Source organism: Stenotrophomonas sp. WHRI 8082 (genome assembly GCF_040223995.2).
Lineage (GTDB): Bacteria > Pseudomonadota > Gammaproteobacteria > Xanthomonadales > Xanthomonadaceae > Stenotrophomonas.
Window position 1 is genome coordinate 180226 of sequence record NZ_CP167826.1, and the last position, 22490, is coordinate 202715.

A 22490-nucleotide genomic window follows, 5' to 3' on the forward strand; every position below is an offset into this window, starting at 1 on the left:
CCGCGCCACCGTCCCCGCTCTGGACACACCCTGTGACCCTGCCCGCCTCCCCGATCATCCGCAGTGACAACCGCGAGTTCGACTTCGCCGACCGCGATTTCCGCCGTGTCTGCGAACTCATCCACCAGCGGGCCGGCATCGCGCTGGCCCCCGCCAAGCGCGACATGGTCTACGGCCGCTTGTCGCGGCGCCTGCGTGCGCTCGGCCTGCGCAGCTTCCAGCAGTACCTGGACCTGCTGGAAAACGGCGGCGATGACGAATGGCAGGCGTTCACCAACGCATTGACCACCAACCTCACCGCCTTCTTCCGCGAGCCGCATCACTTCGAGAAACTGCGCGAAGAGCTGATGGCACGTGCCGCCACGGCGACCAGCGCCAATCCGCTGCTGCTGTGGTCCTGCGCGGCGTCCACCGGCGAAGAGCCCTACTCCATCGCCATCACTGCCTGTGAAGCCTTTGGCACGCTGAAGCCGCCGGTACGCATCGTGGCCACCGACGTGGATACGCAGGTGTTGGCCACCGCAGCACGCGGCGTGTACGCGATCGATCGCGTGTCCGGGCTGGAGCCCGACCTGCGCCGCCGCTACTTCCAGCGCGGGACGGGCCCCAATGATGGCCAGTGCCGCGTCGTGCCCGCGCTGCGCGATCTGATTGACTACCGCCCGCTGAACCTGCTGGCGCCACGTTTCGACATCGGTGGGCCGTTCACTGCGCTGTTCTGCCGCAACGTGATGATCTACTTCGACAAGCCCACCCAGCGCGACATCCTGGGCAGGCTGGTCAAGCATCTGGCCGATGACGGGATGCTGTACACCGGTCACTCGGAGAACTATCTGCACGCTGCCGACCTGATCCAGCCGTGCGGCCGCACCTTGTACCGCCGCGCACCGGGGGCCCCGGTATGAGTGCCGCCGCACTGCGCGAAGACGATGTCATGCGGTACTACGACAGCCGTTTCAAGGTGACCGCCGCCAAGCTGCTGCCTACCCAGTACCTGGTGGTGGACGATGACACCGCACTGACCACCATCCTCGGTTCCTGCGTGGCCGCCTGCCTGCGCGACCCGGTGCTGCGCATCGGCGGCATGAACCACTTCCTGCTGCCGGAAGGCAACGTCGGCGACGGCGCGCCCGCACGCTACGGCAGCTACGCCATGGAACTGCTGATCAACGACCTGCTCAAGCGCGGCGCCAACCGCAAGCGCCTGGAGGCCAAAGTGTTCGGTGGCGCCAACGTGTTGAAAGGTTTCACCAGCAATCCGGTCGGTACCCGCAACGCCGAGTTCGTGCGCCAGTACCTGCAGGCCGAACACATCCCGATCATTGCCGAAGACCTGTGCGGCATCCATCCGCGCAAGATATGGTTCTTCGCCGATAGCGGGCGCGTCGTGGTGAACCGCCTGCCACACGCGCACGAGGCCGAAGTGGCGGCAACCGAATCGGCGGTGCGTGCCCGTCTGTCTAAGGCACCGGTCACCGGTGGTGTGGAGCTGTTCGAATGAGCCTGGAGCAACCGTGCCGCGTCTTGATCGTGGACGACTCTGCCGTGGTGCGGCAGATACTGACTGAGATCCTCGCCAGCGATCCGGGCATTGAAGTGGTGGGCACCGCGGCCGATCCGCTGCTGGCGCGCGAGAAGATCAAGCGGCTGGCGCCGGACGTGATCACGCTGGACGTGGAAATGCCGCGCATGGACGGCCTGGCCTTCCTGGAGAACCTGATGCGTCTGCACCCGCTGCCGGTGGTGATGATCTCATCGCTGACCGAACGCGGCGCGGACACCACGCTGCAGGCATTGGCGCTGGGCGCAGTGGATTTCGTGTCCAAACCGAAACTCGACGTGACCCGCGGGCTGCAGGGGTATGCGGATGAAATCATCGAGAAGGTGAAGACCGCCTCGCGCTCGCGGGTACGCGCATTGGTGCGTGCACCGGTGGCACCGAAACTCACGTTGGCGTCCACGGGCACGCCCACTGCGCCGCGGCCGTCACAGTTCCGCACCACGGACCGGCTGATCGCCATCGGCGCCTCCGCCGGCGGCACCGAGGCACTGCGCGTGGTGCTGGAAGGCTTGCCCGCCGATGCCCCGGCCGTGGTGATGACCCAGCACCTGCCGGCCACGTTCAGCACTGCGTTCGCCGAACGGCTGGACCGGCACTCGGCCATGGCCGTGCGCGAGGCCACCGACGGCGAAGCGGTACTGCCGGGCCACGCCTACCTGCCGCCGGGCGGCAAGCACCTGCGGGTGATCCGCGACGGTGCCCGCTGGCGCTGCCGCATCGACGATGGCCCGCCCGTGAACCGGCACAAGCCGGCGGTGGACGTGCTGTTCCAGTCGGTGGCACAGAGTGCAGGCGCCAATGCGATCGGGGTGATCCTGACCGGCATGGGCGATGACGGCGCACGCGGCCTGCTGCAGCTGCGCCAGGCCGGCGCGCCGACACTGGTGCAGGACGAAGCCACGTCCGTGGTCTGGGGCATGCCGGGCGCCGCGTTCAAGCTCGGCGCGGCCGAAGAGCAGCTGCCGCTGGAGAAGATCGCCGAACGCCTGCTGGCGCTGTCGCGCACGTAAGCCGGTAGCGCCGATCCATGGTCGGCGGCTGTTTGCGGATGCGCCCGGACAGCTACCCGGCTGCGGAAAGGTAGTGACGGCCGCTGGCCGTCAGCGCCTTGGTAGCGCCGACCCATGGTCGGCGGCTTTTTGCTGATGCACCCTGATGCTTTCCGCCGAGCATGGCTCGGCGCTACCGGACCTGCACCTGCAGTTGCCAACCTAGCGACTGCAGCACGCGCAGCACCGTGGACAACGGCAATCCGCGGGCATTGCGGAACTGCCGCCGGAACGTGCCGTTGCTCATGCCACAGCTGCGCGCCACGCCGCTGATTCCGCGCTGCTCTGCCATCAGCAGCAGCGCCGCCACCAGGCAGTCGCCATCCACAGGATGTGCATGCAGCCGGGCGTTGAGCTCATCGGCGATGGCGGATTCTGCTTCCTGCGTCGTGGGAGATGCGGTATTCAACGTTGGACCTCACATGCATGGAGGCCGCCTGCGCAGATGCGCAAGGCGGCGGGCGATGCGGGTTGCCGTACCGGATAACCTCACAAACCGGCGGATCTAAAGATCCCCACGCACCACCCGCCATGGAATCGGCAGGCCAGTGCATGCTCCGTGTTTCCCAAGGGGACCAACAGAGCTGTTTGTGAGGTTTTCCAGGACGGCAATCCCGACCGGTGCGATGGCGCACCAGCACGTCCAGCGTGACCACACGACGACGCACCGTACATGGGCGGAGTTGCAATCGAGCCGCCTTGTGCATCGTTCGGCTGATGCGGTTCGCGTCAGTGTCACGGGGTAGCGGGAAAGAGCAGCCGACTGAAGTCGGCTCTACCACCGCCCCTGGCCCCCCCCGCTCTGCACGCAATAAAAAACCCCCGGCTTGCACCGGGGGTTCTGTATCAGCAGGCGCCGACCGACGTCGGCGCTACCGCAATCAGGCAGCGACCGACTTGCCGGCTTCCTGATACTCCTCGATCTGATCGAAGTTCATGTAACGGTAGATCTCCGCGCCGCTGGCTTCCAGCACGCCCACGTCCGCCATGTACTCTTCCTTGGTCGGAATACGGCCCAGGCGCGAGCAGATCGCCGCCAGTTCCGCCGAACCCAGGTACACGTTCGAGTTGCGGCCCAGACGGTTCGGGAAGTTGCGGGTCGAGGTCGAGAACACCGTCGCGCCCTCGCGCACCTGCGCCTGGTTGCCCATGCACAGCGAGCAGCCCGGCATTTCCATTCGCGCACCGGCGCTGCCGAAGGTGCCGTAATGGCCCTCGCGGGTCAGCTCGGACGCGTCCATCTTGGTCGGCGGGGCCACCCACAGCTTGGTCGGGATGTCACGCTTGCCTTCCAGCAGCTTGGCCGCCGCGCGGAAGTGACCGATGTTGGTCATGCACGAACCGATGAACACTTCGTCGATCTTGGCACCGGCCACTTCGGACAGCGTCTTGACGTCGTCCGGGTCGTTCGGGCACGCCACGATCGGCTCGTGGATGTCGGCCAGGTCGATCTCGATCACCGCGGCGTACTCGGCATCGGCGTCCGGTGCCAGCAGCTGCGGATCGGCCAGCCAGGCTTCCATCTTGTCGATGCGACGCTGCAGCGAACGCGGGTCCTGATATCCCTCGGTGATCATCCACTTCAGCAGGGTGATGTTGCTGGTCAGGTACTCAATGATCGGTGCCTTGTCCAGGTGCACCGAGCAACCGGCGGCCGAACGCTCGGCTGAGGCATCGGACAGCTCGAACGCCTGCTCGACCTTCAGGTCCGGCAGACCTTCGATTTCCAGGATGCGGCCGGAGAAGATGTTCTTCTTGCCAGCCTTGGCCACCGTCAGCAGACCCGACTTGATCGCGTACAGCGGGATCGCGTTGACCAGATCGCGCAGGGTCACGCCCGGCTGCATCTTGCCCTTGAAGCGCACCAGCACCGATTCCGGCATGTCCAGCGGCATCACGCCGGTGGCAGCGGCGAAGGCCACCAGGCCCGAACCGGCCGGGAACGAAATGCCCACCGGGAAACGGGTGTGCGAGTCGCCGCCGGTGCCGACGGTGTCGGGCAGCAGCATGCGGTTGAGCCAGCTGTGGATCACGCCATCGCCCGGACGCAGCGAGATGCCACCGCGGGTGGAGATGAACTCCGGCAGGGTGTGGTGGGTCTTGACGTCGACCGGCTTCGGATAGGCCGCGGTGTGGCAGAACGACTGCATCACCAGGTCGGCGGAGAAGCCCAGGCAGGCCAGGTCTTTCAGCTCGTCACGGGTCATCGGACCGGTGGTGTCCTGCGAACCCACCGAGGTCATCTTCGGTTCGCAGTAGGTGCCCGGGCGCATGCCCTGGCCTTCCGGCAGACCGCACGCGCGGCCGACCATCTTCTGCGCCAGCGAGAACCCCTTGCCGGTGTCGGCCGGCTGCACCGGCAGGCGGAACAGATCGGTGACCGGCATGCCCAGCGCTTCGCGCGCCTTGGCGGTCAGGCCACGACCGACGATCAGCGGGATGCGTCCACCGGCACGCACTTCGTCAAACAGCACGTCCGACTTCACCTGGAACTCAGCGATCACTTCGCCGTTCTTCAGCGCCTTGCCGTCGTACGGGCGCAGCTCGATGACATCACCGTGCTCCATCTGCGTGACGTCCAGCTCGATCGGCAGCGCGCCGGCATCTTCCATGGTGTTGTAGAAGATCGGGGCGATCTTCGACCCCAGGCAGACACCGCCGAAGCGCTTGTTCGGGATGAACGGAATGTCTTCACCGGTGAACCACAGCACGCTGTTGGTGGCCGACTTGCGCGAGGAACCGGTACCCACCACGTCGCCCACGTAGGCAACAAGGTGGCCCTTGTCCTTCAGCGACAGGATTTCCTGGATCGGACCGCGCTTGCCGTCTTCTTCCGGCACAAAGGCCGCATCGGGACGCTTGTTCTTCAGCATCGCCAAGGCGTGCAGCGGGATGTCCGGGCGCGTGGTCGCATCCGGTGCCGGCGACAGGTCGTCGGTATTGGTTTCGCCCGGCACCTTGAACACGGTCAGGGTCATGCTCTGCGCGACTTCGGGACGGCTGGTGAACCATTCGGCGTCGGCCCAGCTCTGCAGCACGGACTTCGCGTTGGCATTGCCGGCGTTGGCCTTTTCCTGCACGTCGTGGAAGGCATCGAACACCAGCAGCGTGTTCTTCAGCGCCGTGGCGGCGATGCCACCGACCGCGGTGTCGTCCAGCAGCTGGACCAGCGGGGCGACGTTGTAACCGCCGAGCATGGTGCCCAGCAGTTCGGTGGCGCGCTCGCGGCTGATCAGCGGAGTCTGCTCGCTGCCAAAGGCGATGGCCGCCAGGTACGACGCCTTGACCTTGGCGGCGTCATCAACGCCGGCCGGCACGCGGTGGGTCAGCAGCTCGACCAGGAATTCGGCTTCGCCAGCGGGCGGATTCTTCAACAGTTCAATGACATCGGCCGTCTGCTGCGCGGTCAGCGGCAGGGGCGGGATGCCAAGCGCAGCGCGCTCGGCGACGTGGTGGCGGTAGGCTTCCAACATGACAACTCCCGGGGTAATGCGGTGAATACAACGAATGGATGAAGCGGTAAAACGGTTTCGCTCAGGCCTGCGGCACGATCAGCTTCAGGCCCTTGAAGTAATCTCGGTAAAACGTGTCGTTCCAGGTGATCAGGCCATCGCACTGCAGCAGGGCATGGGCGCCGACCATGAAGCCATCAAGGCTGCGGCGCTCGTTGCCGCGCTGCCGATGACGGCGCTGCATTTCGCCGGCGCGCAGGGCGGACTTGGCTTCCAGCGCATTGAAATGCACACCCATCTCTTCCAGCGCCTCCAGCACTTCGGCACCGCCACGCAGCGCGGCGCAGACCTCGGCCAGCGTCGCCCCGCAGACCACCACGCGGCCACCGACCAGGCTCTGGCGGAGGCAGGCCTCGACGGCATCGGCCTGCGCGCCATTGCTGAGCAGCTCGATCAGCACCGGCGAATCCACGGCGATCATGGCGGGCTTACTGTTCGTCACGGACGGCCTTCACCGCAGCGTCGGTGCTGTCAAAGCCATCCAGCGCGAACTTGCCACGGGCACGCGAGATGGCGTCATCCACGCTCTTGCGCAGGATGATCCGGCCGCCCTCCAGCTCCACGGTGAGCTGGGTGCCCTTGGTCAGGCCCAGCGCATCGCGGACCGCCTTCGGCAAGGTGATCTGTCCGCGTTCAGCTACGGTGGCTTCCATGGGTAGGCCCTCTTCGGTATGCATGAATTATACATACTTTTCAAAAACGGGACGGAGGGGATTAAGTCGTCTTCAGCCCGAAGGGGGCCACAAACGACTTAATCCCCTCCGTCCCCTTTTTGGCCGTGATGACATCGGCGCTACATCTGAATGTGTAAGCTTCTGCGCTGAGCAAGCAGGCGCGCCTGGTGCGCGGCCGTTGCAAGCCATTCGCAAAGGAGTCATCTGCAATGAGTGATTCGTTCTCCACCCGCAGCCAGCTGGACGTCGGCGGCAAGCGCTACGATTACTTCAGCCTGCCCGCGCTGGGCCAGCGCTTCGACATCTCCCACCTGCCCTACTCCATGAAGATTTTGCTGGAGAACCTGCTCCGGCATGAGGACGGTGGGGTCACCGTCGGCAAGGATCACATCGAAGCGGTCGCCAAGTGGGATCCGAAGGCCGAGCCGGACATCGAGATCGCGTTCATGCCCGCCCGCGTGGTGCTGCAGGACTTCACCGGCGTGCCGTGTGTGGTCGATCTGGCTGCGATGCGCGACGCCGTGGTCAAACTGGGCGGCAGCCCGGAACAGATCAATCCGCAGATCCCGTCCGAGCTGGTCATCGATCACTCGGTGCAGGTCGATGTGTTCGGCAAGCCAGAAGCGCTGGACCTCAACGGCAAGATCGAATTCCAGCGCAATCAGGAACGCTACGGCTTCCTGCGCTGGGGCCAGAAGGCCTTCCACAACTTCAAGGTCGTGCCGCCCAATACCGGCATCGTTCACCAGGTGAACCTGGAAAACCTCGCCCGCGTGGTGATGGCGGCTGACAAGGATGGCGTAACGGTCGCGTATCCGGACACGGTGTTCGGCACCGACAGCCACACCACCATGATCAATGGCATCGGGGTACTGGGCTGGGGCGTAGGCGGCATCGAAGCGGAAGCGGCGATGCTGGGCCAGCCTTCCTCGATGCTTATCCCGCAGGTAGTCGGCTTCAAGCTGACCGGGCAGATGCCTGAAGGGGCCACCGCCACGGATCTGGTGCTCACCGTTACCCAGCAGCTGCGCAAGCACGGCGTGGTCGGCAAGTTCGTCGAGTTCTTCGGAGACGGCCTGCAGCATCTGCCGCTGGCCGACCGCGCGACCATCGGCAACATGGCGCCGGAGTACGGTGCAACCTGTGGCATCTTCCCGATCGACAATGAATCACTGAATTACCTGCGCCTGTCCGGCCGCCCTGAAGAGCAGATCGCGCTGGTCGAGGCCTACGCCAAGGCCCAGGGCCTGTGGCACGACGCCGACACCGCACCGGCCCAGTACAGCACCACGCTGGAACTGGACATGGGGACCGTCAAGCCGTCGCTCGCCGGACCCAAGCGCCCGCAGGACCGCGTGCTGCTGGAAGACGTGCAGGCCAACTACCGCGATGCGCTGGTCGGACTGACCACCAACCGTGACAAGAAAGACGTGGACGTGTCCACCTTCATCAACGAAGGCGGCGGCACGGCCGTGGGCAACGAGCAGCTGGCCAAGGGCCAGGCCGACGTGGAACTGGATGGCAAGGCGTTCCGGCTGAAGGACGGCGCGGTGGTCATCGCCGCCATCACTTCGTGCACCAACACCTCCAATCCGGCGGTGATGATCGGGGCAGGCCTGCTGGCCCGCAACGCCGCCGCGCGCGGTCTCAATCGCCAGCCGTGGGTGAAGACCTCGCTCGGCCCAGGCTCCCGCGTGGTCACCGATTACCTCGAAAAAGCCGGCGTGCTGACCGAGCTGGAAAAGCTCGGCTTCTACGTGGTGGGCTACGGCTGCACCACCTGCATCGGCAACTCCGGCCCGCTGCCGGCGGAAGTCAGCGCGGGCATCGCCCAGGGCGACCTGGTGGTGACGTCGGTGCTGTCGGGCAACCGCAACTTCGAAGGCCGCGTACACCCCGAAGTGAAGATGAATTACCTCGCGAGCCCGCCGCTGGTGGTGGCCTACGCCATCGCCGGCACCACCGATATCGACCTGACCACCGAACCGCTGGGTACCGGCAGCGATGGCCAGCCGGTGTATCTGCGTGACATCTGGCCGAGCAACAAGGAGATCGGCGATGTGATCGCCGCGACCCTCGGGCCGGAGATGTTCAAGCAGAACTACGCCGATGTGTTCAAGGGCGATTCGCGCTGGAACACCATCGCCTCGCCGGATGGCGATCTGTACGAGTGGGATGACGGCTCGACCTACATCAAGAACCCGCCCTATTTCGACGGCATGACCATGCAGGTCGGCACCATCGACGATGTCCACGGTGCGCGGATCATGGGCCTGTTTGGCGACTCGATCACCACCGATCACATTTCGCCTGCGGGCAACATCAAGAAGGAATCGCCGGCTGGTCGCTTCCTGCAGGACCGTGGCGTGCAGCCAGCGGACTTCAACAGCTACGGCAGCCGCCGCGGCAATGATGATGTGATGGTACGCGGCACCTTCGCCAACATCCGCATCAAGAACCTGATGTTCGACGGCGAGGAAGGTGGCAACACGCTGTACTACCCCGCCAGCGGTGGTGAGCCGGAGAAGCTGGCCATCTACGATGCGGCGATCAAGTACAAGGCCGACGGCGTGCCGCTGGTCGTGCTGGCCGGCAAAGAATACGGCACCGGCTCGTCGCGCGACTGGGCGGCCAAGGGCACGCTGCTGCTGGGCGTCAAGGCCGTGATTGCGGAGAGTTTCGAGCGCATCCATCGCTCCAACCTGGTCGGCATGGGCGTGCTGCCGCTGCAGTTCCGCAATGGCGAAAACGCGCAGTCGCTGGGCCTGGATGGGTCCGAAACGCTGGACATCACCGGCCTGCAGGACGGCGCCAGCAAGCGCGCCACGGTTACCGCGACCAAGGCAGATGGCAGCAGCCAGACGTTTGAGGCCTCGGTGATGCTGCTGACCCCGAAGGAAGTGGAGTATTTCCGCCACGGCGGGCTGTTGCAGTACGTGCTGCGGCAGTTGGCGGGGCGGTAAGGGGGTACCGAACGGGCTGAGCCCCCTCGCGGGTGGGGGGGGCTGGTTTCCGGGTTTGGCGACGGGCGGATGGAGGGTCCGGGGGACGGCAAAAGCCGCTCCTGCGGGCCTTGTTTCGCGCCATCCATGGCGCTCAACGCCCCCGCACCCTCCATCCACCCGTCGCCCTGACGGTTTCCGGTGGCCATCAGCCGCGTATGAAAAGAAAAAGGCGGGTGACGGGCGATGCCCGTCACCCGCCTTTGCTTTTGCTGCCGCTCTCCCCTCCGCTGGCGCAGCGATGCCGGCCGGGAGGGTGGTTGAAGCCCTTGCGCAGGACGCTTGGAGCCCTGGATGGGCGGAAAGCAGGCCCCATGGATGGGTTTACGACGTGTCCTGCGCAAGGGCTTCAACCACCCTCGCTCGGACCAACGAGGCGCCACTCGGAAAAATGATTAATTCCTATTTTAGAAAATTCATATAAATAGGACGAAACAGGAGTAATCTCGACCCCAAGGCACACCCTGTGGAGTCCACCATGCTGCACACCCCGATCAGCTTCGAGCCCATCACCGAGCTCACCCGCACCACCGCCTCGTCGGTGAAAGAGCACTGGCGCAAGGTGATGCAGGAGGTGCGTGACCAGCGCATGGTGGTGGTCACCAACCACAACGAGCCGCAGGCGGTGATCATCTCCGCTGACCAGTACCGCGCGTTGCAGGCCAAGGTTGAGGCGCTGGAACAGTCGCTGGATGAACTGCGCAGCCAGACCCCTGCCCTGACCGAGCTCCGTCAGGGCTTCGACGAGCGCTTGGCGGTGCTGCAGCAGGCGCAGGCCGGTGCGCGCGCACGTGACCTGCTGCAGCGCCCTGCCCGCCTGCAGGGCAAGGTCAAGGCCGGTTCCGGCTACTGATGGCGCGTCCGTTCCTGTACGTGCTGGCCGGCGTCAACGGTGCCGGCAAGAGCTCCATCGGCGGTCAACTGCTGCGTGAGGCCGGGCTGGACTGGTTCAATCCGGATACCTATGCGCGCGCACTGGTGCAGCAGCTCGGCACGCCACAGGCGCAAGCCAATGGGCAGGCTTGGCAGGAAGGCGTACGCCGCTTGCAGGCCGCACTGGCCGAGGGCCACAACCATGCCTTTGAAACCACGCTGGGTGGTACGTCGATAACGGCGATGCTGCATGAGGCCAGCGCAACGCATGACGTGCTGGTGTGGTTCTGCGGGCTGTCCAGTCCGGAGCAGCATATCGCCCGGGTGAAGGCGCGCGTGCAGGCCGGCGGGCACCCCATCAATGAAGCCGACATCCGCCGCCGCTGGCCGCTGGCGCAGCAGAATCTGATCGGCCTGATGCCGGTGTTGGCGGCGCTGCAGGTCTATGACAACAGCGCCGATGCCGCGGCGGGTGAGGCGGTGGCCGATCCGGTGCTGGTTCTGCAGCTGCAGGAGGGCGTGCTGGCGTGGCCGCAGGCGGATGACTTGGAGCAGCTGCGTGGCACGCCGGAATGGGCCGTGCCGCTGCTGGAGGCGGCGCTACGCCTCGGTAGCGCACCGGCCTGAAAGCAACGGCGCCGCTGCGCTCGCCGAGCGTGGCTCGGCGCTACCCACTTCCGGCGCCCTGGCCGCGCCGCGCCGTGCTCGGCGGCCTTTCGTTCCGGTAGCACACCGGCCTGAAAGCAATGGCGGCGCTGCGCTCGCCGAGCGTCGCTCGGCGCTACCGACTTCGCGCGCCCCGGTTGCGCCGAGCCGTGCTCGGCGGCTTTCAGCGCCGATGCGGGGCATCCGGGTCGGTGCGCAACGCGCGCAGCAGGCCCACCATGTAGAACACCAGGATGAACGAGAACGGCAGGCCGCACAGCACCACGGCCGTCTGCATCGCGCCGAAGTTGCCGGCCAGCAGCAGGCCGATGCTCACCACGGTGATCACCACGGCCCAGAACACCCGCAGCCAGATCGGGGCGTCGTGGCCATCCTCCACCCCGCCGTCCACGCGCCGGGTGCACAGGTTGGCGATCATCAGCGTGCCCGAGTCCACCGGGGTCAGGAACAGCACGAAGCCGATCACCACCGCCGCACCGGCCACGTAGGGCGCCCACGGCAGGTACTCCAGCAGCTTGAACAGGGTCATCGCCGCATCCGCCTTGGCCACCTCACCCAGCACCGCCTGGCCGTGGTTCAACACCAGGTCGATGGCGGTGTTGCCGAAGATCGACAGCCACGCCAACGTGAAACCCAAGGGGATCAGCAGGACGCCCAGGATCACTTCGCGGATGGTGCGCCCGCGCGAAATACGCGCCACGAACAGGCCGACGAACGGCGCCCAGGCAATCCACCACGCCCAGTAGAACAGCGTCCAGCTGCCCAGCCACTCGCGGCCCTGAGGCTGGTTGAGGTAGATATCGAAGCTCTTGCGCACGAACGAGGCAAGGTAGTCGCCGGTGTTCTGCACCAGCCCGTCCAGCAGATGCAGCGTCGGCCCGGTCACCAGCACGAACAGCAGCAACACGCACAGAAGGCGCACATTGAGATTGGACAGCCAAGCGATCCCCTTCTCCACACCGGCCACCACGCCGATCGTGGCCACCGCCATCATCACCAGCACGATCAGCACCAGCGTCTGCGGCGTATCGGGCATGCCGAACAGATAAGTCAGCCCGGATTGCACCACCAGCGCGCCGATGCCCAGGTTGGTCACCATCGATATCAGCGTCGCCAGGATGCCGAATCCGTCAACCATGTCCCCGATGCGACCATGGATGCGCTCGCCGAAGATCGGGTACAGCGCAGACCGCAGCGCCAGCGGCAGGTCCCGGCGATAGGCGAAGTAGGCAAGTGCGACACCCACAAGCGCGTACAGCGCCCAGCCGTGCAGTCCCCAATGCAGGAAGGTCAGCGCCATTGCCTCGCGACTCGCCTCCACGGTGCTGCCCGGCTGGTCCGGCGGGGCCAGGAAGTGGTCCAGCGGCTCATAGGCACCGTAATACAGCAGCGCGATGCCGATGCCTGCGGAAAACAGCATCGAGACCCACGGGACGTACGCGAACGCCGGCGCTTCTTCGTTGTGGCCCAGCCGGATCGCGCCGTAGCGCGACAGCGCCAGCCAAAGCACGAAGCACAGGCAGATGACCATCAGCACCATGTACCACCAGCCGAACGCGGCGGACACTTCGGCCTGCGCGACCTTGAGCCAGTGCTCGCTGGCATCGGGGTGCAGCACGGTGAGCAGACCCAGCACACCGATGGAAAGGGCGGAGCTGAAGAACACGAAGCCGTTCAAACGCAGCGGCGACGGAGCAGAGGAAGCCTTGGAAGACATGGGGTTGTCTCTTCGATCCAGGAAGCACGCACGTGGGGCCGGATCGGGGGGCCAGACGCAGGGCGCGGGGGACGCAGGCGCATCCTACGCCTTTATTGATTGAACGTTCAATCAATAAAAAGTATAGTGACTCCTCTTCCCGGTCCCGTACCGGTTGCCGCGCATGGAGAAACGATGCCAAAGAAAGGAATTGAGCCGGTCCGCCGTGAACAGCTGATCCGCGCCACCTTCGAGACGATCGACGAGATCGGCCTGGCCGATGCGACGGTAGCCACGATCGCGCGCAAGGCGGGCCTGTCCACCGGCATCGTGGCCCATTACTTCGGTGACAAGGACGGGCTGCTCAATGCATCGATGCGGCAGATCCTGCGCGAACTGAAAGCCGCCGTCGCACGTTTCCGCGACACCTGCGCCGACGACGCGCGCGCCCAGCTGCGGGCCATCGTCGACGGCAACTTCGACGACAGCCAGACCAACGGCACGGCCATGCGCGTCTGGTTGACGTTTTGGGCCGCCAGCATGCACCAGCCGGAACTGGCTCGACTGCAGCGCGCAAACGATCAACGCCTGTTCTCCAACCTGTGCCACCAGTTCAAACGTGCGTTGCCCGCGCCGCAGGCCATCCTGGCCGCACGCGGGCTGGCCGCGATGATTGATGGCCTGTGGCTGCGCGGCAGTCTGGTCGGCGGTGAGTTCAATGCCGACAAGGCGCGCCGCATCGCTTACGGCTATATCGACTTCCAGTTACAGGCAAACGCGCTATAAGCGCTGGGTGCCCTCCCCTCCTCGTCTCCCCCTCCCCCTTCCAGGAGTTCCCATGTCCACCCTGCCCCTGCAGCAGCTTTACATCCACGGCAAGCTGGTCGACGCCACCAGTGGCAAGACCTTCCAGACCGTCAACCCGGCCACTGGCGAGGTGATCGCCGAGGTCCAGGTCGCCAACAAGGCCGACGTCGAGCGCGCCGTGGCCAGCGCCGCGGAAGGCCAGAAGGTGTGGGCGGCCATGACCGCGATGGAGCGTTCGCGCATCCTGCGCCGTGCGGTGGACATCCTGCGCGAGCGCAACGATGACCTGGCGCGGCTGGAAACGCTGGACACCGGCAAGGCAGTGAGCGAGACCACCACGGTGGACATCGTCACCGGTGCCGACGTGCTGGAGTACTACGCCGGCCTGGCCACCGCGATCGAAGGCAGCCAGGTGCCGCTGCGCGAGTCGAGCTTCTTCTACACCCGCCGCGAACCACTGGGTGTGGTCGCCGGCATCGGCGCATGGAATTACCCGGTGCAGATCGCGCTGTGGAAGTCCGCCCCGGCGCTGGCCGCTGGCAACGCGATGGTGTTCAAGCCCTCCGAGGTGACCCCGCTGACCGTTATTGAGCTGGCCAAGATCTACACCGAAGCGGGTGTGCCGGACGGTGTCTTCAACGTGGTGCAGGGCCCAGGCCGCGATGTGGGCACCTGGCTGACCGAACACCCGGTGATCGAGAAGATCTCCTTCACCGGTGGCGTGGAAACCGGCAAGAAAGTCATGGCGTCGGCCGCATCGTCGTCGCTGAAGGAAGTGACCATGGAACTGGGCGGCAAGTCGCCGCTGGTGATCTGTGATGACGCCAACCTGGACCGCGCGGCCGATATCGCGGTGATGGCCAACTTCTTCAGCTCCGGTCAGGTCTGCACCAACGGCACCCGCGTTTTCGTGCCGCGCAGCATGCTGGCCGCGTTCGAAGCGGCAGTGGTGGAACGCGTGAAGCGCATCCGCATCGGTGACCCCACCCAGGCTGACACCAACTTCGGCCCGATGGTCAGCTTCGCGCACATGGACAACGTGCTGCGCCTGATCGAAACCGGCAAGACCGAGGGCGCGCGTCTGCTGACCGGCGGTGGCCGCGTGACGGACGCCGCGCTGGCCAACGGCGCCTATGTGCAGCCGACCGTCTTCAGCGACTGCCGCGATGACATGACCATCGTGCGCGAAGAGATCTTCGGGCCGGTGATGAGCATCCTGGCCTACGACGACGAAGAGGAAGTGATCCGCCGCGCCAACGACACGCATTTCGGCCTCGCCGCGGGCGTGGTCAGCAACGATATCGCGCGTGCGCACCGCATCATCCATCGCCTGGAAGCGGGCATCTGCTGGATCAACACCTGGGGCGAATCGCCGGCGGAAATGCCGGTCGGTGGCTACAAGCAGTCCGGTGTCGGCCGTGAGAACGGCATCTCCACCCTGGCCCACTACACGCGCATCAAGTCGGTGCAGGTGGAGCTGGGCGACTACGCCAGCATCTTCTGATTGCCCCTTCCCGGTAACGACCGACGCGCCCCTCCCCCCGTGTCCGGTCGTTCCTTCATCCCGCCAGCCGGTCGCGCGTGCGCACCGGCCAGCCTGCAGGAGAACGACATGAGCACCCTCAACGAATACGACTACATCATCATCGGCGCAGGGTCGGCCGGCAACGTGCTGGCCACGCGGCTGACCGAAGACGCCGACGTCACGGTGTTGCTGCTGGAAGCCGGTGGTCCGGATTACCGCCTCGACTTCCGCACGCAGATGCCGGCCGCGCTGGCCTTCCCGCTGCAGGGCAAGCGCTACAACTGGGCGTACAAGACCGATCCCGAGCCGCATATGAACAATCGGCGCATGGATTGCGGCCGCGGCAAGGGCCTGGGCGGTTCGTCGCTGATCAACGGCATGTGCTACATCCGCGGCAATGCGATGGACTATGACAACTGGGCCAGCATGCCGGGCCTGGACGACTGGACCTACGCCGATTGCCTGCCGTACTTCCGCAAGGCCGAAACGCGCGACATCGGCGCGAATGATTACCACGGCGGCGATGGCCCCTTGCGGGTCACCACGCCGAAGGCCGGCAACAACGTCCTGTTCAAGGCGATGATCGAAGCCGGTACGCAGGCGGGCTATCCGCATACCGACGACCTCAACGGCTACCAGCAGGAAGGGTTCGGCCCGATGGACCGCACCGTGACCCCGCGCGGCCGCCGTTCGAGCACCGCGCGTGGCTATCTGGATCTGTCCCGCCCGCGCCCAAACCTGACCATCGTCACCCACGCGCTGACCGATCGCATCCTGTTCTCGGGCAAGCGTGCGGTGGGCGTGGCATGGCTGCGCAACGATGAACCGCAGAAGGCGCGCGCGCGCCGCGAAGTGCTGCTGTGTGGCGGGGCGATCGCTTCGCCGCAGGTGCTGCAGCGTTCGGGCGTGGGTCCGGCCGACCTGCTGCGTGGCCTGGGCATCGACGTGGTGCACGACCTGCCGGGCGTCGGCGCGAACCTGCAGGATCACCTGGAGATGTACCTGCAGTACGAGTGCAAGCAGCCGGTATCGCTGGCACCGGCGTTGAAGCTGTACAACCAGCCGGCGATCGGCGCGGAGTGGCTGTTCCTGGGCACCGGCACCGGCGCCAGCAACCAGTTCGAAGGCGGCGGCTTCATCCGCAGCAATGAGGAATTCGACTGGCCGAACCTGCAGTACCACTTCCTGCCGGTGGCTATCAATTACAACGGCTCCAACCCGATCAAGGAGCACAGCTTCCAGATGCATGTCGGCTCGATGCGCTCACCGAGCCGCGGCCGCGTCCACGTCCGCTCCACTGATCCGCGCGAACATCCCAGCATCCTGTTCAACTACATGTCGCATGATCAGGACTGGCGCGAATTCCGCGATGCGATCCGCATCACCCGCGAGATCTTCGCCCAGCCCGCGCTGTCACCGTACACCGGCCGTGAGATTTCGCCCGGCAACCAGATGCAGACCGATGCGGAGATCGATGCCTTCGTCCGCGAGCATGCCGAGACGGCGTACCATCCGTCGTGCTCGAACAAGATGGGCAGCGCCTCGGATCCGATGGCGGTGGTGGACGGCCAGGGCCGCGTGCATGGCATGGAAGGCCTGCGCATCATCGATGCGTCGATCATGCCGCAGGTGGTGACCGGCAACCTCAACGCGCCGACAATCATGATCGCCGAGAAGCTGGCCGACGTGCTGCGCGGGCGCACCCCGCTGCCGCGCAGCACCGCGCCGTACTACAGGGCCAACGGCGCCCCGCCGCGCCAGCGTTGAGGTAGTGACGGCCGCTGGCCGTCAATCCCTCCGCCGTCGTTCCCTCGGCGGCGACCTTTGATATGACACGCGTGACGGCCAGCGGCCGTCACTACCGCGCAGGACACAGAGGCCCGCCATTGGCGGGCCTCTTCGCGTTTTCCATCCGGGACGGTATGCTGCCAAGGCTGGATCTGCATGATACTGGCTACCGCAACACTCAAATTCTAAGTTTCCTGGAGGGGGAAATCATGAGCCTGGAACGTCCCTGGTTGCAGAGTTATCCGACCGGCGTACCCGCCGAGATCGACATCAACGAGTTCCACTCGGTCTCCTCCGTCTTCGACGCTTCGGTAGCCAAGTACCGGGATCGCCCCGCCTACTCCAGCTTCGGCAAGGTGCTCACCTACGGTGAAACCGATGCACTGGTCGAACAGTTCGCTGCCTACCTGCTGGGCGAGCTGCAACTGAAGAAAGGCGACCGCGTCGCGCTGATGATGCCGAACTGCCTGCAGTATCCGATCGCGACCTTCGGCGTGCTGCGCGCCGGCCTGACCGTGGTCAATGTCAACCCGCTGTACACCGCGCGCGAGCTGAAGCATCAGCTGGTCGATGCCGGCGTCACCGCCCTGGTGGTGGTCGACAACTTCGGTGACACCGTGCAGCAGGTCATCGCCGATACGCAGGTCAAGCATGTGATCACCACCGGCCTGGGCGACATGCTGGGCGCCAAGGGCGTGGTGGTGAACTTCGTGCTGAAGTACATCAAGAAGATGGTGCCCAACTACACCCTGAAGGGCGCCGTGCGCTTCCGTCGTGCGTTGAAGCTGGGCAGCCGCCATGAGCTGCCGAAGGTGGAGATCGACCACGACGACATCGCTTTCCTGCAGTACACCGGTGGCACCACCGGCGTTGCCAAGGGCGCGATGCTGACCAATCGCAATCTGGTCGCGAACATGCAGCAGGCCTCGGCCTGGATCGGCGCCTCCGGCATCGAACCGGGCAAGGAATGGATCATCACGGCCCTGCCGCTGTACCACATCTTCGCCTTGACGGCGAACGGCCTGGTCTTCATGAAGTTCGGTGGCTGCAACCACCTGATCACCAATCCGCGCGACATGAAGGGCTTTGTCAAGGAGCTGAAGGGCGTGCGCTTCACCGCCATCACGGGCGTCAACACGCTGTTCAATGGTCTGCTCAACACACCCGGCTTCGACACGGTGGATTTCTCTTCGATGAAGGTCACCCTGGGGGGCGGCATGGCCGTGCAGCGATCGGTCGCCGAGCGCTGGAAGAAGATCACCGGCGTTACCCTCGTGGAGGCCTATGGCCTGACCGAAACCTCGCCGGCCGCGTGCATCAACCCGCTGACCCTGGCCGAGTACAACGGCTCGATCGGCCTGCCGATTCCCTCCACCGACGCCTGCATCAAGGATGACAACGGCAACATCGTCGGCGGTGACGACGTGGGCGAACTGTGCATCAAGGGTCCGCAGGTGATGAAGGGCTACTGGCAGCGGCCTGAAGACACCGCCGGTGCCATCGATGCCGACGGTTGGCTGCACACCGGCGACATGGCCAAGATGGATGCGCAGGGCTTCTTCTACATCGTGGACCGCAAGAAGGACATGATCCTGGTGTCCGGCTTCAACGTCTATCCGAACGAAGTCGAGGACGTGATCGCGATGATGCCCGGCGTGCTGGAAGTGGCCGCGGTGGGCGTGCCGGATGACAAGTCCGGTGAGATCGTGAAAGTGGTCATCGTCAAGAAGGACCCGAACCTGACCGCCGAACAGGTCAAGGAACACGCACGCGCCAACCTGACCGGTTACAAGCATCCGAAGATCGTCGAGTTCCGCAAGGAACTGCCGAAGACCAACGTCGGCAAGATCCTGCGCCGCGAACTGCGCGACGCCCCGGCCCCCTGAGCCGCCCCCGGTAGCGCCGACCCATGGTCGGCGAGCGCAGCGGCCGGCACGATCCCGGCACCCCGGTAGCGCCGACCCACGGTCGGCGACCGCAGCGGCCCGCACGATCCCGCATCCCGCCGCTCGACCCTCACGATGACCGGAACCTGAAAGGGCCGGCGTCGCGAATGACTCTGGCTTTTCCATTCGGGGCAGTTGCGTCGGTGTAGCATCGCCGCGAGTGGACCCGTCGGCCCGCCGACCACCGATCCTCCCGCGGGCCAGCCATGCCGAGGAACTGCCATGAGCACCATTGAAAAGCTGCCCGTCACCCGCCCCTACACCACCATCCGCACCGAAGACAGCACCGATGGCGCCGCCCATTGGCTGTATATGCACGCCGATGCCAGCACCGGTATCCGCCCCTGCTGCCGCAAAGACATGCTCGACGAAATGTGGAGCTACATGAGCGCCATCACCCGCGGACCGGCGGCGCGGCATGACGGGCGACTGCGCCATTTCGTGCTGGCCTCCGATGCCAGTGCCTACAACCTCGGCGGCGATCTGGACCTCTTCACGCGGTTGATCCGGGAAGGCAACAGGGACCGCCTGCTGGCGTACGCCCAGCGCTGCGTGGAAGGCGTGCACCACCTGCATACCGGCTTCGGCGGTGATGTGCGATCCATCGCCCTGATCCAGGGCGATGCGCTCGGCGGCGGCCTGGAAATGGCGCTGGCCTGCCACACCATCGTGGCCGAGGAAGGTGCGGGCATGGGCCTGCCGGAGGTGCTGTTCGGGCTGTTCCCGGGCATGGGCGCATACTCGTTCCTGTGCCGCCGGGTGGCCCCGCAGCAGGCAGAAAAGATCATCCTTGACGGCCGGATCTACAGCGCCGAAGAGATGCATGCGATGGGTGTGGTGGATGTGCTGGTAAAGAAGGGCGAAGGGCGCAAGGCGGTAGAAGACCTGGTCCGCCAGCATCAGCGCATTCCACAGTCCTACCTGGCCATGAACGCTGCGCGCAACCTGGCGCAGGCCGTGAGCTACGACGAGCTGCTGGAAATCACCAAGGTCTGGGTGGATTCGGCGCTGGCGCTGGGCGACCGTTCGCTGCGCACGATGGATCGGCTGATCAAGGCGCAGACGCGCCGTGCCGGCCTTGACGCGGCCTGAGTGCGCTCCCTCCCCCACGCGTACATTCGGCAGGTGCCGGCCATGGGCCGGCACACTGCGTTCCGACCAGGACCGGGCGATGGCAGGCATCCCGCCGCGCATCGCCCGGCACCATCCTGTCACTCAGCGCGGATCAGCCTCGTCGACGCCGGGCTGGCTGCGATGGACGGCACGCGCATTCAACGCCAGGCGTCCTTCTTTCACGGTATCGGCCAGCACGGACAGACGCTGCCGCCACTCCGCCTTCAACTGCCAGTCGGCCATGCGCATCAGTTCACCCGCGCGGTTGGCGGCGCGCACCAGCCCAAGGTTGCTGGCCACGCCCTTGATGGCGTGTGACTGTTCACGGAACTGCACCCAGTTCATTGCGTCGCCGTCCTGTTGCGCCTTGCGCATGCAGGTCTCAGCATCGGCCAGGCATTGGCGGATGAACTCCCGCTCGAAGCCCTCGCCCATGCCCAGCGATGCCAGCTCGTCCAGTACGGCCGAATCCAGCACCCCGTCGGTGCCCGCCGTGAGCGTGCGTACGATCGGCGCCGATGGCTTGAGGTCACGATTGGACGCGATCTCGGCCAGGGTATCCAGCAGGCGCACGGCCACTACGGGCTTGGCCAGGAACGTATGCGCGCCCGCCTGCATGCAGCGCTGGATCGCATCCGGGGTCACATCCGCACTGAGCACCAGCACCGGCGTGCGCGGTGCACCGCCGGCCTGCAGGACCCGCAGCTCTTTGAGCATGTCCAGGCCACTCATGCCCGGCATATGCAGGTCGACGATGGCCGCATCGAAATCGTTGTCGGCCATCGCATCGAGCACGGGCTCGCCGCCGTCCACGCACAGCACGCGATGACCGGCCTTCTGCAGCAGGCGCTGCAGCACCATGCGGTTGGCTTCGTGGTCATCAGCGACCAGGATGCTCATGCTGCGCACCCGCGCGCGGTGACGCAGGAAGGGATCGGCGAAGGCGATTACGTTGCCGCCCTCGCCTTGCAGTGGATTTCCCACCAGGGCGGGCGTAACAACATGGGACTGCGGTTGCGGCGGTGCAAACGGCACCTCGATCCAGAAGCAGCTGCCCTGCGGCAGGTTCTCCTGGTAGCCGATCTCGCCTCCCATCGCTTCCACCAGCCCCTTGGCGATGGTGGTGCCCAGCCCGGTGCCTTCGTGGCGGCGCGCCATGCTTACGTCGGCCTGCTCGAACGCCTCGAACAGCCGCGGTCGCATGGCCGGCGCCACGCCGATGCCGGTATCGATGATGTCGAAGCGCAGCCGCACGCCCCCATCGGTCTCGGCGCGGACCACGCCGACGCGCAGCTCCACTTTGCCGTGATCGGTGAACTTCACCGCGTTGCCGGCCAGGTTCAGCAGGATCTGCCGCAGGTGGCCGGTGTCACCGCGCAACCGCGGCGGCACGGTCTCGTCGATCTTCACCCGGTAGTCCAGCCGCTTGGCCTTGGCCTGCGGCAGCAGGATCAGGCCGATGGCCTGGATCACGTCGCCCAAGGCGAAATCTTCCGCCGCCACGCGCAGTTTGCCGGCCTCGATCGCCGAGATGTCCAGTACCTCTTCCACCAGCGCCAGCAGGCTGCGCGATGACGCTTGGATGGTGTTGAGGCATTCGCGCTGCTCTTCGTCCAGACGCGTGGTAGCCAGCACTTCGGTCATCCCCGCCAGCCCGTTCAACGGCGTGCGGAACTCATGGCTCATGTTGGCCAGGAATCGGCTCTTGGCCTCGCTGGCCCGGCGCGCTTCGTCCATCGCCTGGGTGAGCTGGCGCAGCAGCGTGGAGAAATACAACGGCACCGCCGCAAGTCCCAACCAGAGGCCTATCGCCAGGCGCGCGTTATCCACCCAGTATTCGGTATACAGCGCGGTGCAGCCGAAGCTGACCATGGCCATCGCCACGGCCAGGTAGAGGTAGTTGTTGCCGAAACGCATGCCGTTGCCCACGGTCACCCACATCACCACGATGTAGACCCACGACAACGGCTCGCCCATCTGGATCATGCCGGCGGCAATCAGTCCGTAGTCGGCCAGCATGCCAAGCACACGGCGCGGGTCGGAACGTTGCGGCCGCCACAGCAGCCAGGCGAAGGCCAGCACCGACAGCCCCAGCCCACCCAGCACGATCGCCAGCACGCCGACATACTGCGAGTGCGGCAGGTCGTTGCGAACGCCCGGCATCAGCACGTACGCCAGGATGACGCTGATCAGGGCGATGCGGACGATCTGCTGCCCGTGCTCGGAATCCTGGCGGAGGGCCAGTCGCTGGCGCAGGCGGGGCAGCAGGGCGGTCATG

The 22490-nt window shown here is 65.6% G+C and carries 17 protein-coding genes; 11 read left to right on the forward strand and 6 right to left on the reverse strand.

The genetic code is table 11. The annotated features are described in order from the left end of the window. The first annotated feature begins 38 nt into the window (after positions 1-38). Genes ABRP17_RS00780 through ABRP17_RS00790 form a run of 3 tightly spaced genes read left to right on the forward strand, consistent with a single transcriptional unit; the run spans position 39 to position 2571 of the window. Positions 39-905 (forward strand): CheR family methyltransferase, encoded by an 867-nt coding sequence (locus tag ABRP17_RS00780; RefSeq protein ID WP_188327287.1) that lies wholly within the window; start codon positions 39-41, stop codon positions 903-905. Then, positions 902-1501: a chemoreceptor glutamine deamidase CheD gene (cheD, locus tag ABRP17_RS00785; RefSeq protein WP_188324143.1), complete on the forward strand. Its 600-nt coding sequence runs from the start codon at positions 902-904 to the stop codon at positions 1499-1501. Before ABRP17_RS00780 ends, cheD begins: the two co-directional genes overlap by 4 nt. Beyond that, on the forward strand, positions 1498-2571 hold the full coding sequence (locus ABRP17_RS00790) for a chemotaxis response regulator protein-glutamate methylesterase (protein ID WP_188324144.1): 1074 nt from the start codon (positions 1498-1500) through the stop codon (positions 2569-2571). Before cheD ends, ABRP17_RS00790 begins: the two co-directional genes overlap by 4 nt. Before the next feature lie 172 nt (positions 2572-2743). On the opposite strand, the gene ABRP17_RS00795 is transcribed toward ABRP17_RS00790, so the two are convergent. The 4 genes from ABRP17_RS00795 to ABRP17_RS00810 all read right to left on the reverse strand — a co-directional run bounded on the left by ABRP17_RS00795 (position 2744) and on the right by ABRP17_RS00810 (position 6775). After that, on the reverse strand, positions 2744-3019 hold the full coding sequence (locus tag ABRP17_RS00795) for a hypothetical protein (protein ID WP_188324146.1): 276 nt from the start codon (positions 3017-3019) through the stop codon (positions 2744-2746). 472 nt (positions 3020-3491) lie between these two features. Beyond that, positions 3492-6083, reverse strand: coding sequence for a bifunctional aconitate hydratase 2/2-methylisocitrate dehydratase (gene acnB, locus ABRP17_RS00800; RefSeq protein WP_349986073.1), 2592 nt, complete (start codon positions 6081-6083; stop codon positions 3492-3494). A gap of 61 nt (positions 6084-6144) precedes the next feature. Then, positions 6145-6543 carry a type II toxin-antitoxin system VapC family toxin gene (locus ABRP17_RS00805; RefSeq protein ID WP_188327288.1) on the reverse strand — a complete coding sequence of 133 codons (399 nt, stop codon included), beginning with the start codon at positions 6541-6543 and terminating at the stop codon, positions 6145-6147. Between the two features lie 7 nt (positions 6544-6550). After that, positions 6551-6775 carry an AbrB/MazE/SpoVT family DNA-binding domain-containing protein gene (locus tag ABRP17_RS00810; RefSeq protein ID WP_057687522.1) on the reverse strand — a complete coding sequence of 75 codons (225 nt, stop codon included), beginning with the start codon at positions 6773-6775 and terminating at the stop codon, positions 6551-6553. A gap of 230 nt (positions 6776-7005) precedes the next feature. On the opposite strand from ABRP17_RS00810, the gene acnA reads away from it, so the two are divergent. The 3 genes from acnA to ABRP17_RS00825 all read left to right on the forward strand — a co-directional run bounded on the left by acnA (position 7006) and on the right by ABRP17_RS00825 (position 11298). Continuing rightward, entirely contained in the window at positions 7006-9759 is a 2754-nt protein-coding gene (gene acnA / locus ABRP17_RS00815; protein WP_192079291.1) for an aconitate hydratase AcnA, read from the forward strand. Between the two features lie 517 nt (positions 9760-10276). After that, positions 10277-10651: a type II toxin-antitoxin system Phd/YefM family antitoxin gene (locus tag ABRP17_RS00820; RefSeq protein WP_188324149.1), complete on the forward strand. Its 375-nt coding sequence runs from the start codon at positions 10277-10279 to the stop codon at positions 10649-10651. Continuing rightward, positions 10651-11298, forward strand: a complete 648-nt coding sequence (locus ABRP17_RS00825) for an AAA family ATPase (RefSeq protein ID WP_349985615.1) — start codon at positions 10651-10653, stop codon at positions 11296-11298. Before ABRP17_RS00820 ends, ABRP17_RS00825 begins: the two co-directional genes overlap by 1 nt. 202 nt (positions 11299-11500) lie before the next feature. On the opposite strand, the gene ABRP17_RS00830 is transcribed toward ABRP17_RS00825, so the two are convergent. Beyond that, positions 11501-13054, reverse strand: coding sequence for a BCCT family transporter (locus ABRP17_RS00830; RefSeq protein WP_349985614.1), 1554 nt, complete (start codon positions 13052-13054; stop codon positions 11501-11503). Positions 13055-13228: 174 nt separating this feature from the next. Here ABRP17_RS00830 and betI point away from each other — a divergent pair, with 174 nt between their 5' ends. From betI to ABRP17_RS00855, 5 genes are all read left to right on the forward strand, one after another. Continuing rightward, positions 13229-13819 (forward strand): transcriptional regulator BetI, encoded by a 591-nt coding sequence (gene betI, locus ABRP17_RS00835; RefSeq protein ID WP_188324151.1) that lies wholly within the window; start codon positions 13229-13231, stop codon positions 13817-13819. Between the two features lie 52 nt (positions 13820-13871). Continuing rightward, positions 13872-15344, forward strand: coding sequence for a betaine-aldehyde dehydrogenase (betB, locus tag ABRP17_RS00840; protein WP_349985613.1), 1473 nt, complete (start codon positions 13872-13874; stop codon positions 15342-15344). Between the two features lie 108 nt (positions 15345-15452). Then, entirely contained in the window at positions 15453-17132 is a 1680-nt protein-coding gene (betA, locus tag ABRP17_RS00845; protein ID WP_349985612.1) for a choline dehydrogenase, read from the forward strand. Positions 17133-17362: 230 nt separating this feature from the next. Then, a complete protein-coding gene (locus tag ABRP17_RS00850) occupies positions 17363-19039 on the forward strand; it encodes a long-chain fatty acid--CoA ligase (protein WP_349985611.1) in 1677 nt (558 codons plus the stop codon). A gap of 282 nt (positions 19040-19321) precedes the next feature. Further along, positions 19322-20191 carry a crotonase/enoyl-CoA hydratase family protein gene (locus ABRP17_RS00855; RefSeq protein ID WP_349985610.1) on the forward strand — a complete coding sequence of 290 codons (870 nt, stop codon included), beginning with the start codon at positions 19322-19324 and terminating at the stop codon, positions 20189-20191. A gap of 123 nt (positions 20192-20314) precedes the next feature. Here the strand turns inward: ABRP17_RS00855 and ABRP17_RS00860 are convergent, their stop codons facing one another. Then, the gene (locus ABRP17_RS00860) at positions 20315-22489 is read right to left on the reverse strand and encodes an ATP-binding protein (RefSeq protein WP_349985609.1); all 2175 of its coding nucleotides are present in this window, start codon (positions 22487-22489) and stop codon (positions 20315-20317) included. Position 22490: the final 1 nt, after the last annotated feature.

What these genes read in the sequence shown, in the direction of transcription:
- betB (WP_349985613.1), top strand. Translation starts at nt 13,872, where the DNA reads ATGTCCACCCTGCCCCTGCAGCAGCTTTACATCCACGGCAAGCTGGTC.
- acnA (WP_192079291.1), top strand. Translation starts at nt 7,006, where the DNA reads ATGAGTGATTCGTTCTCCACCCGCAGCCAGCTGGACGTCGGCGGCAAG.
- ABRP17_RS00790 (WP_188324144.1), top strand. Translation starts at nt 1,498, where the DNA reads ATGAGCCTGGAGCAACCGTGCCGCGTCTTGATCGTGGACGACTCTGCC.
- cheD (WP_188324143.1), top strand. Translation starts at nt 902, where the DNA reads ATGAGTGCCGCCGCACTGCGCGAAGACGATGTCATGCGGTACTACGAC.
- ABRP17_RS00830 (WP_349985614.1), bottom strand. Translation starts at nt 13,054, where the DNA reads ATGTCTTCCAAGGCTTCCTCTGCTCCGTCGCCGCTGCGTTTGAACGGC.
- betA (WP_349985612.1), top strand. Translation starts at nt 15,453, where the DNA reads ATGAGCACCCTCAACGAATACGACTACATCATCATCGGCGCAGGGTCG.
- ABRP17_RS00805 (WP_188327288.1), bottom strand. Translation starts at nt 6,543, where the DNA reads ATGATCGCCGTGGATTCGCCGGTGCTGATCGAGCTGCTCAGCAATGGC.
- acnB (WP_349986073.1), bottom strand. Translation starts at nt 6,083, where the DNA reads ATGTTGGAAGCCTACCGCCACCACGTCGCCGAGCGCGCTGCGCTTGGC.
- ABRP17_RS00855 (WP_349985610.1), top strand. Translation starts at nt 19,322, where the DNA reads ATGAGCACCATTGAAAAGCTGCCCGTCACCCGCCCCTACACCACCATC.
- ABRP17_RS00825 (WP_349985615.1), top strand. Translation starts at nt 10,651, where the DNA reads ATGGCGCGTCCGTTCCTGTACGTGCTGGCCGGCGTCAACGGTGCCGGC.
- ABRP17_RS00860 (WP_349985609.1), bottom strand. Translation starts at nt 22,489, where the DNA reads ATGACCGCCCTGCTGCCCCGCCTGCGCCAGCGACTGGCCCTCCGCCAG.
- ABRP17_RS00820 (WP_188324149.1), top strand. Translation starts at nt 10,277, where the DNA reads ATGCTGCACACCCCGATCAGCTTCGAGCCCATCACCGAGCTCACCCGC.
- ABRP17_RS00850 (WP_349985611.1), top strand. Translation starts at nt 17,363, where the DNA reads ATGAGCCTGGAACGTCCCTGGTTGCAGAGTTATCCGACCGGCGTACCC.
- betI (WP_188324151.1), top strand. Translation starts at nt 13,229, where the DNA reads ATGCCAAAGAAAGGAATTGAGCCGGTCCGCCGTGAACAGCTGATCCGC.
- ABRP17_RS00810 (WP_057687522.1), bottom strand. Translation starts at nt 6,775, where the DNA reads ATGGAAGCCACCGTAGCTGAACGCGGACAGATCACCTTGCCGAAGGCG.